The following is a 12,267-nucleotide window of genomic DNA, read 5'->3' as shown; positions in this document are numbered from 1 at the left end:
ATGGCCTGTTACGCGTTTCATCCGGGCTTTTTGTATTCTGTCCCGCGTATCGTGCGTTTGGTCGCAATCCGATGGCAGTTCAGGGGCGATCGGCCTACAGTTCAATCATCGCAGCACACAACCAGCCACCCAAAGGACACCATCATGAACATCGCTAAAAACATGGAAGCCATCTTCGTTGCCATCATCGCCGTTGCCGCCGCCACCAGCCTGGCCACCGCCGCCGTGCCGAAGTTCCGCGCCGCGCCAGCCGCTTCCGCCGCCCTCGCCGCCAGCGCCGACCAAGCCACCATGCACACCGTGTATGTCAGCGCCAAGCGTTTGAGCGCCGAAGAAAAAGCCGCGCTGTAAGCGTGGCGGCGTAACGCCGGCATGATCAGTAGCAGCAGGCCGGATACCATCACCGGCAGTCGGGACGGGCGGCGCCTCCGGTCCTAGCCAGCCCGGATGACAGCAGCGCGCAAATCGCCGATGATCATATGTTTTCACGACAGGCGGACAGTGCGATGCCACATTTGAATATCAGCAGCGACAAGGCAGAACTCGACGTTCCAGCCATCCATCATTTTCTCAGTACCCAATCGACATGGGCCATCGGCATCCCGCTGGCCACCGTGCAGCGCGCCATCGAGCATTCGCTCTGCGTGGGCGGCTATATCGACGGCCGCCAGATGGCGTTCGCCCGCGTGGTCAGCGACTACGCCACGTTTGCCTATCTGGTCGATGTGTATGTGCTGGAAGAATACCGCGGCCGCGGTTACAGCAAACGCCTGATGGAGGCCGTGATGGAGCATCCCGACTTGCAGGGCCTGCGCCGCTTCATGCTGGCCACTAGCACGGCGCATGATTTGTATGGACGCTACGGCTTTACGGCGCCGCTCAGGCCGGGGACGCTGATGGAGCGGTATTTCCCGGACATATACCAGCGTTGACAGCTGGCGCGGTTTGCGCGTGGCCCCGGTCTTGCTCTGATATCCCGATTTTCTTGATCAACAACGCGACAGCCCACTATCGGACCCTGATTCCATGACATCCTCCTTCCTTTGGCCTCTCCTTGCCGTTTCAATGACGGCGACTGGCGCACCCATGCCGGAGGCATTCAGCCCGGCGCCTTGCGAGACGGGGATATTTCGCAAGGATCAGGCGACCTTCGTCTCCCTGACGAAAGGGGGCAAGGGATACGGCTACACCTTCAGCGACGGGACGGTCGGCAACACACAGGATGCGGGCGCCCTGGTCGCATGCGGCAAGGACGAGCTGCTTGTCGGCCGCAGGGAGCGCTGGCCGAAAGTGGCATTGCTCGAATCGGATACGCGCTTCGAGTCGCATGGCGTTATGCTCGCCGGCCGCTTGATGGAAGCGCCGGGAGCAGGCAAGGACACGCCGCTGGTCGTGTATGCCCATGGCTCCGAAGGCAGCGGCTGGATAGACCGCGCGCGCGATCCTTACCAGATGGTCGGCCGCGGTGTGTCGGTGTTCGTGTACGACAAGCGCGGCAGCGGTCTGTCCGAGGGGGAGTACACGCAGAATTTCCCGCGCCTGGCCGATGACCTGGTGGCCGCGTCGCGTGAAGCCAGGCGGCTGGCGCAAGGCCGCCACGGCCGTTTCGGTCTGTTAGGCGTCAGCCAGGGCGGCTGGATTGTCCCGCTGGCGCAGGCACGCGCCAAGGCCGACTTCATCGGTATCGGCTATGGTCTGGCGGTCGATATCGCGGAGCAGGATGCGGCGCAGGTTGCCAGGGAAATGCGGGAGCGCGGTTACGGCGATGACATTGTCGCCAAGGCCCGTGGCGCGACGGATATTACGGCGCGGCTGGTGAAATCCGGCTACAAGGACGGCCTGGACGACTTGTCGGTATTCCAGCAGCAGTTTGGCAAGGAACCGTGGTTTGTCCTCATCAAGGGTGGCTACACGGGCGTGTTGCTGGGCATGCCCGTCGAGGAACTGCGCAACCATGGCGTGCCGCAGTTCGACAAGCTTGGCGTCGACTGGTCGCAAGATCCCGTGCAGGTCTTGCGCCAGGTGACGGTACCGCAGTTGTGGGCACTGGCAGAGGAGGACCGCCAGGCCCCGCCGGCCGTCACCGTGGAGCGCTTGACGGCGTTGCGCGGCCAGGGCCAGGCCATTTCGATCTATCTTTTCCCGCAGACCGATCACGGCATGTGCAGCTACGCCCAGGCACCGGATGGCACGCGCAAGCCCACCGTCATCACGCCCGGGTTTTACGACCTGATGGCCGACTGGGCAAAGGGCCGGGTCCAGGGAAATTACGGACAGGCATATCGCAAATGAAGCAAAAGCCACGGCGACCGTGCATCGTCGTGGCTTTTTTTTATTGCCAGTGCATCAGGCACGGTGGTATCAATAGCAGCAACGCCAGCACCAGGTAAATCAGCTGCAGCGGGATCATCCACTTGGCCCAGGTAATCCAGGGCACGCGCGCCAGCGCCAGCACGCCGACGGTGATGCCGGAAGTGGGGATCATCGGCGTGGTGAATTCGCCGAACTGGAAGGCCAGTATGGCGGTCTGGCGCGTCACGCCCACGAGGTCGGCCAGCGGCGCCATGATGGGCATGGTGAGCGCCGCCTGGCCGCTGCCCGAGTGGATGAAGAAGTTGATCACCGACTGCATGAAGAACATCTTTTGCGCGGCGAAGACGGGGCTGGACGAGGCCACCAGGGGTGTGAGCGCATGCAGTATGGTGTCGATGATCTGCGCGTCGCGCGCCAGGATCATGGTGCCGCGCGCCAGCGCGATGACGAGCGCCACGCTGACCATGTCGCGCGCGCCCTGCACGAAGGACGCCACCAGGTTGTCCATGTCGAGCCGGCCGACCAGGCCGACGATGATGGCCATCACCAGGAACAGGGCGGCGATTTCATCGATGAACCAGTCGTACTTGACGACGCCGACGACCATCGTCAACAGGGTCGCCATGAAAATCCACAGCACGGCGCGGTGCGTGCGCGTCATGCCGGCAAAGCTGTCCAGGTCCATCGAGTGCTCGCTGCGCTTCTCGATATCGAGCAGGTAGGTCGGACTTTTTTCCGGATGGCGCTTGATGCGCGCCGCGTACCACATCAGGAACACGATGCTGACCGCCGTGGCGATGGCCCACACGATCAGGCGGTAGCCGATGCCGGAAAAGATCGGCACGCCCGCGATGCCCTGCGCGATGCCGACGTTGAACGGATTCAAAAAGGCGGCGGAAAAGCCCACCTGCGAGCCGATGAAGGGAATCGACACTCCCGTGATGGTGTCATAGCCCAGGGCCAGGGCCAGCGGCACGAAGATCAGGATAAAGGGAATCGCTTCCTCGTTCATGCCGAAAGTGGCGCCGCCCAGCGAGAACATGGTGAAAAAGACGGGGATGATGGCGGCGCGCACGAAGCGCGAACTGGTGTGCGCCTTGGCGATGGCCTTGATCAGCGCATCGAAGGCTTCCGTTTTTTGCAGCACGGCGAAGGCGCCGCCGACGATCAGCACGAAGCCGATGATCAGGCTGGCGTCGACGAAGCCCTTGATGGGCGCCATCATCAGCGCGGCGAGGCCCTGCGGCTTGTTGTCGACGTAATGAAACGTGCCGGGGATGATCAGCTGCTTGCCGTTCACCAGCTGCGTGTCGAATTTCCCGCCCGGCACCAGCCACGTGGCCACGGCGATCATGGCCAGGATGGCGCACAGCAGGACGAAGGTATTGGGGAGCTTGAATTTTCTCATGGGTGTCACTTATTGGCTCAGCAGGCTGCCGCCGCGGTAGGCGACGGCGCCGGCCACCTTGCCGACGTTCATGCCGCGCAAGACGTGGCGGTGGGCGCTGCGCGCAAAAAAGACGCCGGCCACGGTGCAGCGCAAGGTCGTCGTCTCGCCGCTGACGGGGTCGATCAGGTCGGCCACCGCGTCGCCGGCGGCCAGAACGTCGCCCATTTCGCGCAGGTACACCAGCACGCCGTGATGCGGCGCGAGGATCGGTTCCACGCCGGCCAGCGGCGTCGGCTGGCATTGCGGCGCGGGCAGGTCGTCGCCGGCGCCGGCTATCTCCAGCACGCCCTCGATGGCGAGAAAGCGCAGCAGGGCGGTAGCGTCGCGTTCGGCCAGGGCGTAGCTCACTTCCACTTCGCCGCGCAATTCGACGGTGGTCGACAGGCAGGCGGCGGGAATCGGATAGCGTCCGCCGAAGTGCGCGTCGAGATCCCACCATAACCGGCTGCAGGCTTCGTCGAACGGCTCTTCGCCGGCCGCCAGTTCCAGCAGCACGGCGCGCGCGCCCAAGAGAGCGGACAGGGGCGCGATCTGCGCCGCCAGCGGCGTGCCCGTATAGATGTGCAGGGCCGCCTCGTTATCGCAGTGCAGGTCGAGCACGATGTCGGCGTCGATGGCCATGCCCAGCAGGGTTTTCTTCAGGGTTTCCGCATCCGTGCCCGACCGCCAGGCGGCGACGGCGGCGCGCGCGTGCTCGCGTATCAGCGCCACATTGACTTGCGCATCCTGTCCCAGTTTGTCCGCCAGCGTAGTTTTCAGTTCATCGGCCACGTGGCGGTAGGCGCGATTGAAGTTGATGCCGGTGGTCAGGTCGAAGCGGCCGAACGGCGCGCCATGGATTGCTTGCGCCAGGCCGATCGGGTTGGCGGCCGGCACCAGGATGATTTCGCCGTGGATCTTGCCGGCCGCCTCCAGCACCAGCAGTTCGCGGCGCAGGAATTGCGACACCAGCATGCCCGGCACCTCGTCCGCGTGCAGGGCCGCCTGGATGTACACCTTCTTTCCGCTGCGGCTAGTGGCGGCCGCAGTGCCGAAGTGGAAGCTGCTCAATTGGCAGGGCATGCTGGCGTGCGCGGTGGAGATGGGATGCTGTTGTACGTGCATGGTGGGTGCCCCGAAAAGGTGCATGGTTGATGGATTCCGGTCGATTATGTAGCAATATTTTCACGAAGTAAATCAATGAAAATCCTTTTACAAATATTTGTTGAGTTTTCTTTTTGATATGAGTACAGTAAGTTCCAGCGACCCGATTTCGCCTTCCGCCAGTGATCCGCAGTGTCCAAGAATACAGGCCGCCAGTGATATGAGAGCATCCGCCAGTCCTGCCAGAAGCAGCGCCCCCACGCCATTTGCCACCACGCTGGCGTCGCCCGATGCCGCGTTCGCGCAATCGCCGCTGGGGCAGGCGCTGATGCACGTGCTGACCAGCGGCTCGGCGTCGCAGCGGCAGATCGCCGATTACCTGCTGCGCAACCAGATGCGCGTGACGGCGCTGGGCATCGAGGAGCTGGCCGACAGCTGCCAGGTATCGACGGCCACCATCAGCCGCTTCGCGCGCGATATCGGCCAGAAGAATTATTCGGCCATGCGCGGCGCCATGGCCGAAACCCTGCAATCGCTGTTGCAGCCGGTCGACAAACTGCGCCGCACGATAGAACGGCGTGCGCGCGCCACCTCGCCCATCACGGAAAGCCTGGAATATGCGGCCGCGAACATCGCCGCCACCTCCGACGCCCTGTCGCCGCCTGCCATGCAGGCCGTGGTGCGCCGCCTGACGCGCGCCAAGGTGGTGTATGTGATGGGTTTTGGCCTGTCGGCCAACCTGGCCGGCATGCTGGTGCAGCATCTGCAGCCGTTTTGCCCGCACGTGGTGGAAGTGGTGGGTATCGGCGGCTCGGAAGTGGCGGCCGGCCACCTGGTCAACCTGACGGCGCACGACGTGCTGGTAGTGATCTCGTTCCCCCGTTACACGCTCGACTGCATCGGCCTGGCCAGCTTCGCGCGCGACCGCGGCGCCTGCATCGTGGCGCTCACCGACTCGCCCGCGTCGCCCCTGGCCGAACTTGCCGACCACGCGCTGTACGCGCAAAGCACGCATCCCGTCCTGCCCAGCAGCGCCAGCACGGCCCTGGCCATGATCGAGGCGCTGGCCGTGGCGCTGATGGTATCGAACAGGAAGAACGTAGAAAAAGCGGCCCGCTTGAGCGAAGTCATCGCCGCCTATCTGTATGGCGGTGAACATGGCATGCAGGGGACGCGCAAAGCAGCTTCAAAACAACGCAAGGCAGCCGCAAAATCATTATAAAAGTCAGGCATCAACATCCGGGGAGAATGACAATGCAAATGAAAAGACAGGAGGGCGGCTCCTTGCCGCGCGAGTCGGTGCTGGCGCAAGGCGTGCGCCTCGCGCTGGGCGCCTTGAGCGTGTCGGCGGCGCTGGGCATGCTGGCCGGCGGCGCGCAGGCACAAGAGCAGGCGCAGGCGCAGGATGGCGAACCTGCGCCGAAAAAAATGCAGCGTGTGGAGATCACGGGTTCGGCCATCAAGCGCCTGGAGTCGGAGACGGCGCTGCCCGTGCAGATCATCACGCGCGCCGAGATCGAAAAGGCGGGCGTGACGACGGCGGCCGAGCTGATGGCGCGCGTGTCGGCCAACGTGGGCGGCCTGACGGACGGCGCCAGCATCAACGTGGGCGGCGACCAGCGCGGCTTCAACAGCGCCAACCTGCGCGGCGTGGGCACCTCGTCGACCCTGGTGCTGCTCAATGGCCGGCGCATGGCCAACTTTGCCTCGCCCGGCGACGATGCGGGCGTGGACTTGAATAACGTTCCCGCCGCCGCCCTGCAGCGCGTGGAAGTGCTGCTCGACGGCGCTTCGGCCCTGTACGGCACGGACGCCATCGGCGGCGTCATCAATTTCATTACGCGCAAGGATTACCAGGGCGTGGAGCTGAACGTCTATGGCAGCCGCACCGATGAAGGCGGCGCGGGCAAACGCACGGCCAGCATCACGGCCGGCACGGGCGACCTGGCCACGGATGGCTACAATATCTTTGCCGTGGTCGACCTGCAAAAAACGGACCGCCTGCGCTCCTCGCAGCGCAAGTTCATCCCGAACCTGCAGATTCCGCAGCGCCTCGGGCATTTGCTGTCGAACTTTACCAGCCCGGCGAATATCCGTCTGTCCAGCGCCCAGCGCGATCACCTGCAGGACAATGGTTTCCTGCTCAATGGCCAGCAGATCACCAACCGCCAGATCAATTTTGGTATCCCGAACTGCGCGCCGCCGGCCAATCTGTACCTGCCGGCGGGCACGGGTGGCGTCGATGCCTGCACCTACGACTACATGGGCGACACGGAGCTGTATCCGAAGACGGACAAGCAGAATCTGCTCACGCGCGGCGTGCTGAAACTGAATAACGATCACCAGCTGTACGCGGAAGTGGCGCTGAGCCGCTCGCGCAGCCATTACGTGGGCTCGTCGGCGCGCGTGACCGGTTTTCTTGATTACAGCAAGGTGCCGCAGCTGGCCAATGCGGGCTTCGATACGCTGCTCGATGACGATGGCAAGCAGGTGGAGCGTGAACTGGAGCTGCGCATGCGCCTGAACGAGGCGGGCATGCGCACCAGCCAGCTGACCAGCGAAAGCCAGCGCTTCGTGGTGGGCGCCACCGGCACGCTCGCCGGCTGGGATTACGACGTGGGCTTCAATCACAGCGTCAACGTCGTCAAGGACCGCGATACGCATGGCTACGTCCTGTACGACAAGCTGATCGAAGGGATCGCCGCCGGCGACATCAACCCGTTCGGGCCCTCCGGCGCAAAAGGCCGGGCGCTGCTCGACAGCATCCAGATCGACGACGAGGTGCGCCATGCGCGCGGCACCATGGATGGCGTGGACTTCAAGGCCTCGCGCGCGCTGATGGCCATGGGCGGGGGCGACATGGCGCTGGCCGTGGGCGGCGAAGTGCGGCGCGAACGCACCGAGTTCCGTCCATCGGCATTGCTGATGAGCGACAACATCAACAACGATGCGGCGCCGGAAGGCGGCAAGGGCACCAGCGACAGCCGCAATGTACAAGCCGTCTACGGCGAATTGCTGCTGCCGTTTACCAGGCAATGGCAGGCGCAGTTGTCTGGCCGCTACGACCATTACGAGCAGGTGGGCGGCGCCCTCAGTCCCAAGGTGGGCCTGACCTACATGCCCAGCAAGCAGGTGCTGCTGCGGGCCTCCGCCGGCAAGGGCTTCCGCGCGCCGTCCATGTCGGACCTGCACCGTCCCACCGTCTACAGCAGTACGGCGACCTTGCCCGATCCCGTGCTGTGCGCCACCGTGGAAAACAATTATGCCGATTGCGCGCAGAACTGGGACACGCGCCGCTACAGCAACGACAAGCTGAAACCGGAACGCAGCCGCCAGTTTTCGGCCGGCCTGGTACTCGAACCGAGCCAGCACTGGACCTTCAGCGTCGATTACTGGAACATCAAGCGCACGGACCTGATCAGCGAAATCGGCGACGACATCATCCTGGGCAACCTGGCCAAATATGGCGATCTCGTACACCGCAACGAGGATAATGAGATCGACTACATCGAGCTGCGCAAGGAAAACCGCGGCGCGCAAAAAGCCTCGGGCATCGATATCACGGCCGACCTGCATGGCGTGAAAACGGCATGGGGACGCTTTGGCGGGCACCTGAGCGGCACCTATGTGCTGGACTCGAAAATCCAGACCAGCCCTGGTGACACCTTTGTCAGCAATCTCAATCGCTTCGTCACGGATGGCGTGGTGCAGCGCTGGCGCCACACGATCACCCTCGATTGGGACAACGGCCCGTATTCGGCCAGCCTGTCGAACACCTATTCGAGCGGCTACGCTGACCAGAACTCGGCCATCAACACGGACGACGGCAGCGTCGTCAAACCGAACCGGGTGAAGGCGTACACCTTGTGGGACATGTCGGCGGCTTATGCGGTCAGCCAGCAGTTCAAGCTGCGCGCCGGGATACAAAATCTGTTCAATACCAGCCCGCCGTACTCGAACCAGGCCTACTTTTTCCTGTCCGGCTATGACCCCAGCTACACGGACCCGCGCGGCCGGCGTTTCTATGCAAGCGCCAATTACAGCTTCAAGTAAGCGGTTTTACATAGCAGCGCGGAGATACCGCAACAACGCCGTCATCTGCGGCAGGTAGTATCGTCATTCGGTGGAGTTGGGTTGCAAACAGCAGTTTTGGCAGCAAGGGCGCGCGCCTGTATCGACAAGTGCGCGCCACTTTCCTTGTATTCGAAAGGCACCATGAAATCATCTTCAAGCCTGTATCACACCTTCCGCGCCGCGCTGCTGTTCGTGCTGGCATTGTGCAGCGTCCATGCCGTGGCGGCGCCGGCCGGCAGCGCCATCGGCAGCGCGCCGCAGGGCACCCTCGTCATCATCGGCGGCGGCCTGCGCGCCGACAATGCCGAAGTCTGGCAACGTATCGTCAAGCTGTCGGGCGGGCCGGGCGCGCGCATTGCCGTGCTGGCGTCGGCCGCGATGAACCCGGAAAAATCCGGTGAAAGCATCATCAGGAAACTCAATCAATATGGCGCCGACGCCTTTTTCGTGCCCCTGGCCGTCAAGCTAGCCAATCGCGATTACCGCAAGGCGGCCGAAGACCCCGCCATCGTCACGCAGATCAAGTCGGCCACCGGCATCTACTTTGCCGGCGGCGACCAGGGACGCATCACGCAAGCCTTGCTGCGCCCGGACGGCAGCCGCACGGCCGCGCTGGAAGCCATCTGGTCGGTCTACCGCAACGGCGGCGTGATCGCCGGTTCCAGCGCCGGCGCGGCCATCATGAGCACGACCATGTTCTACGACGCCAAACCCGTGCTCGACATGCTCAAGATGGGCGTGACGGATGGCCGCGAGATCGCGCCGGGCCTGGGCTTCATCGGCAGCGACGTTTTTGTGGACCAGCATCTGCTGGTGCGTGGACGTTTTGCCCGCATGATTCCCGTGATGCTGAAAAAAGGCTATCACCTGGGACTGGGCATCGATGAAAACAGCGCCATGGTGGTCGACGCCATGCGCGACGTGGAAGTCATTGGCTATAGCGGCGCGCTGCTGATCGACCTGTCTGGCGCCATCAGCGACCGTGGCGTGAAAAATTTCAATATCAGTAATGCGGCCATCAGCTATCTGGACCGGGGCGACAAATTCAACCTCGTTACGCGCGTGTTTACGCCGTCACCGGACAAGGCAGACAACAAGCTCGATCCGAATCAGCCCGACATGCGCGAACCCGTGTTTACCAACGATATCCTCGGCAACAACGCCGTGCTCGACCTGATGGGCAATTTGATCGACAACGCGCAGCAGGAAGCCATCGGCATCGCCTTTGGCAATCCGCGCGACCCGTACCCGGACCTGGGCTTCGAATTCCGCTTCAGTAAAACCGTCAACAGCGTCGGCTACAGCTCGACCGAGGCGGAAGCGTATTCCGTGCTGAAGTTGCGCCTCGACATCCGCCCGATCCAGCTGCGCCAGCCGCTGTACCGCTACAAGTAAGCGGCGCGCTGGCGCCGCCAGCGCGGCCACGCGGCGATCGTCAGGGCCCGCAGCAGCCATTCGACGGGGCCATAAGCGTGGCCGCGCAGCCACCAGCGGCTCAAAGGCAGCTGCACGCCAAAGATGACGGCGGCCAGCGCCAGGGCGCCCAGCGGCGAGACGCTGCCCATCAACCGCGCGCCGTATGCAAGGAACAGCACGGCGCAGATGGCCGACTGCAGCAGGTAGTTCGACAGGGCCATGCGGCCCGTATCGGCCAGCAGCGCAAACAGCGCGCCGTCGCGCAGGCGCTCGAACAGGGCCAGCGCCAGCGAAAGGTAGGCGCCCGCCAGCAGCGGCGCGGTGGCCAGGCCCACGGCCAGTCCCGCCACCTGCCATGCCTGGCTGTCGCCATACACGGAGGTCCACGCATAGAAGGCGGCGCCGGGCAGGCCCACCAGTGCGCCGGCCCGCAGCAGGCGGCGGCGCAGCGGCAGATAGTCGCTCGCGTGCAGCAGCATTTCGCGCTTGCCGGCGACCAGGCCGCACAGGAACATGGCCAGCGCACACGGCGCCTGCACTAGCAGCAGGACGAGCCAGATGTCACTGAGTTCGCGCAGGTGCTGATGGACGACGGCGGCCGGCGTGGCGCGGTAGGCGGCCAGCGCACTTGCCGCCTTTTGCGCCATCGCCACGGCGTTGTCCGCGGCGTCGCCTGCCGGCTGCAGGCTTTGCAGCCATGCCATGCCTGCCCAGAACGCCACGCAGACGGCGACGAGCATCAACGCCAGCGACAGTGCCTGGCGTTCGCCGCAGCGGTGCAGCGCCAGCAGCACGATGCCCAGCACGGCGTAGGTGGTCAGTATGTCGCCATGAAACAGGAGAACGGCATGCAGGGCGCCTATCCCCCACAGGCCCGCTTGACGGCGCAGCATGCGCGGTACGAACGGCGCACCGGCGCGCGCGGCCGCCTGCATCTGCAGGGTGAAGCTGTAGCCGAACAAAAAGGAAAACAGCAGGTAGAACTTGGTCTCGAACAGGAGGGCGACGAGAAAGTGCGTGGCGCGGTCCACGCTGCCGTGAAAGGCGGGATCGGTCAAGCCCAGGCCGAACCAGGGCGTGGCGAAGGCGCCGATGTTGACGACCAAAATGCCGAACAGGGCGCAGCCGCGCAGGGCGTCGACGTCGGCGATGCGCGCGGGCGGCGTACTCAGTGAGCTGCTCATGGTGGCGCTCATGTCAAAGCAGGGCGCAGGAAGCGCGCCAGTAACAGACGCAGGCTGGCCTGCTGCGCCAGCGGCGCGTAATCGGGATCGACGGCGACCCGGTTGAAGATGCCGTCGATCAGCGCGGCGATCCAGCTGGCCGTTTGCGCGGCGTCCAGCGTGGCGTCCGTCTGGCCCTGCGCGGCCGCTTCTTCCAGCAAGGTTTGCAGACCGTCGCGCAGGCTGGCGTCGTTGCGCGCCACCCTGGCCGCGATGTCCGTGTCGCGCATCGCTTCGGCCGCGATGTCCAGCGCCAGTCCCGCAAAATCCGCGTCGGCCGCCAGCGCCAGCACCAGGTCCATGAAGTCGAGCAGGGCGCCGTAGGCATCGGCGCTGCCTTGGACGCCGGCGAAATAGGCTGCCGTCTCGCTGCCTTCCTGGTCGACGATGGCGGCGATGATCGCTTGCTTGGTGGGGAAGTAATGAAACAGGTTACCGGGACTCATGCCCGCCTGCGCACAGATGGCGGCGGTGCTGGTCTGGTGAAAGCCCTTGCGCGCGAAGCAGTGGCGCGCAGCGGCGAGAATGGCGTCGCGGCGGGCCGCGTGTTTGTCGGGGTCGATGGTGCGCATGGGCTTACCCTTTTAATTAGTAGACTGGTCAATCTAATATAAGCCGATTGCCTTGCCGGGTCAAGCAAATCGCGTGAAATGGCCGCTTTGCACGCCTGCTTCCTGTCGCTACAATGTGCCGCAGCGGTTTTTCCCG

The 12,267-nt window shown here is 64.1% G+C and carries 10 protein-coding genes; 6 read left to right on the top strand and 4 right to left on the bottom strand.

Going from position 1 to position 12,267, the window contains the following annotated elements; all coding sequences use genetic code 11:
* The first annotated feature begins 144 nt into the window (after positions 1-144).
* The 3 genes from VM94_RS15975 to VM94_RS15965 all read left to right on the top strand — a co-directional run bounded on the left by VM94_RS15975 (position 145) and on the right by VM94_RS15965 (position 2,292).
* On the top strand, positions 145-351 hold the full coding sequence (locus VM94_RS15975) for a hypothetical protein (RefSeq protein WP_046684285.1): 207 nt from the start codon (positions 145-147) through the stop codon (positions 349-351).
* A gap of 155 nt (positions 352-506) precedes the next feature.
* Entirely contained in the window at positions 507-932 is a 426-nt protein-coding gene (locus VM94_RS15970; RefSeq protein WP_046684284.1) for a GNAT family N-acetyltransferase, read from the top strand.
* A gap of 154 nt (positions 933-1,086) precedes the next feature.
* Positions 1,087-2,292: an alpha/beta hydrolase family protein gene (locus VM94_RS15965; protein ID WP_052755785.1), complete on the top strand. Its 1,206-nt coding sequence runs from the start codon at positions 1,087-1,089 to the stop codon at positions 2,290-2,292.
* Between the two features lie 40 nt (positions 2,293-2,332).
* On the opposite strand, the gene VM94_RS15960 is transcribed toward VM94_RS15965, so the two are convergent.
* Positions 2,333-3,721 (bottom strand): YfcC family protein, encoded by a 1,389-nt coding sequence (locus VM94_RS15960; RefSeq protein WP_046684282.1) that lies wholly within the window; start codon positions 3,719-3,721, stop codon positions 2,333-2,335.
* A 9-nt stretch (positions 3,722-3,730) separates the two neighbouring features.
* Complete coding sequence (locus VM94_RS15955; protein WP_046684281.1) at positions 3,731-4,867, bottom strand: succinylglutamate desuccinylase/aspartoacylase family protein; 1,137 nt, start codon at positions 4,865-4,867, stop codon at positions 3,731-3,733.
* A gap of 199 nt (positions 4,868-5,066) precedes the next feature.
* Between VM94_RS15955 and VM94_RS15950 the strand changes: the two genes are divergently transcribed.
* The 3 genes from VM94_RS15950 (at position 5,067) to VM94_RS15940 (ending at position 10,315) form a co-directional block, all read left to right on the top strand.
* Complete coding sequence (locus tag VM94_RS15950; protein WP_052755784.1) at positions 5,067-6,068, top strand: MurR/RpiR family transcriptional regulator; 1,002 nt, start codon at positions 5,067-5,069, stop codon at positions 6,066-6,068.
* A 32-nt stretch (positions 6,069-6,100) separates the two neighbouring features.
* Entirely contained in the window at positions 6,101-8,899 is a 2,799-nt protein-coding gene (locus tag VM94_RS15945; RefSeq protein ID WP_046684280.1) for a TonB-dependent receptor, read from the top strand.
* Positions 8,900-9,061: 162 nt separating this feature from the next.
* Positions 9,062-10,315, top strand: a complete 1,254-nt coding sequence (locus VM94_RS15940; RefSeq protein ID WP_046684279.1) for a cyanophycinase — start codon at positions 9,062-9,064, stop codon at positions 10,313-10,315.
* On the opposite strand, the gene VM94_RS15935 is transcribed toward VM94_RS15940, so the two are convergent.
* A complete protein-coding gene (locus tag VM94_RS15935) occupies positions 10,306-11,520 on the bottom strand; it encodes a DUF418 domain-containing protein (RefSeq protein WP_235432923.1) in 1,215 nt (404 codons plus the stop codon). The genes VM94_RS15940 and VM94_RS15935 overlap by 10 nt on opposite strands.
* A gap of 8 nt (positions 11,521-11,528) precedes the next feature.
* A complete protein-coding gene (locus VM94_RS15930) occupies positions 11,529-12,131 on the bottom strand; it encodes a TetR/AcrR family transcriptional regulator (RefSeq protein ID WP_046684278.1) in 603 nt (200 codons plus the stop codon).
* Between the last annotated feature and the right edge of the window lie 136 nt (positions 12,132-12,267).

Source organism: Janthinobacterium sp. KBS0711 (assembly GCF_000988085.1).
In the GTDB taxonomy this organism is placed as follows: domain Bacteria; phylum Pseudomonadota; class Gammaproteobacteria; order Burkholderiales; family Burkholderiaceae_D; genus Janthinobacterium; species Janthinobacterium lividum_E.
This window is presented reverse-complemented; position numbering and strand designations above follow the sequence as displayed.

What these genes read in the sequence shown, in the direction of transcription:
- VM94_RS15935 (WP_235432923.1), bottom strand. Translation starts at nt 11,520, where the DNA reads ATGAGCAGCTCACTGAGTACGCCGCCCGCGCGCATCGCCGACGTCGAC.
- VM94_RS15960 (WP_046684282.1), bottom strand. Translation starts at nt 3,721, where the DNA reads ATGAGAAAATTCAAGCTCCCCAATACCTTCGTCCTGCTGTGCGCCATC.
- VM94_RS15940 (WP_046684279.1), top strand. Translation starts at nt 9,062, where the DNA reads ATGAAATCATCTTCAAGCCTGTATCACACCTTCCGCGCCGCGCTGCTG.
- VM94_RS15970 (WP_046684284.1), top strand. Translation starts at nt 507, where the DNA reads ATGCCACATTTGAATATCAGCAGCGACAAGGCAGAACTCGACGTTCCA.
- VM94_RS15955 (WP_046684281.1), bottom strand. Translation starts at nt 4,867, where the DNA reads ATGCACGTACAACAGCATCCCATCTCCACCGCGCACGCCAGCATGCCC.
- VM94_RS15950 (WP_052755784.1), top strand. Translation starts at nt 5,067, where the DNA reads ATGAGAGCATCCGCCAGTCCTGCCAGAAGCAGCGCCCCCACGCCATTT.
- VM94_RS15975 (WP_046684285.1), top strand. Translation starts at nt 145, where the DNA reads ATGAACATCGCTAAAAACATGGAAGCCATCTTCGTTGCCATCATCGCC.
- VM94_RS15945 (WP_046684280.1), top strand. Translation starts at nt 6,101, where the DNA reads ATGCAAATGAAAAGACAGGAGGGCGGCTCCTTGCCGCGCGAGTCGGTG.
- VM94_RS15930 (WP_046684278.1), bottom strand. Translation starts at nt 12,131, where the DNA reads ATGCGCACCATCGACCCCGACAAACACGCGGCCCGCCGCGACGCCATT.
- VM94_RS15965 (WP_052755785.1), top strand. Translation starts at nt 1,087, where the DNA reads ATGCCGGAGGCATTCAGCCCGGCGCCTTGCGAGACGGGGATATTTCGC.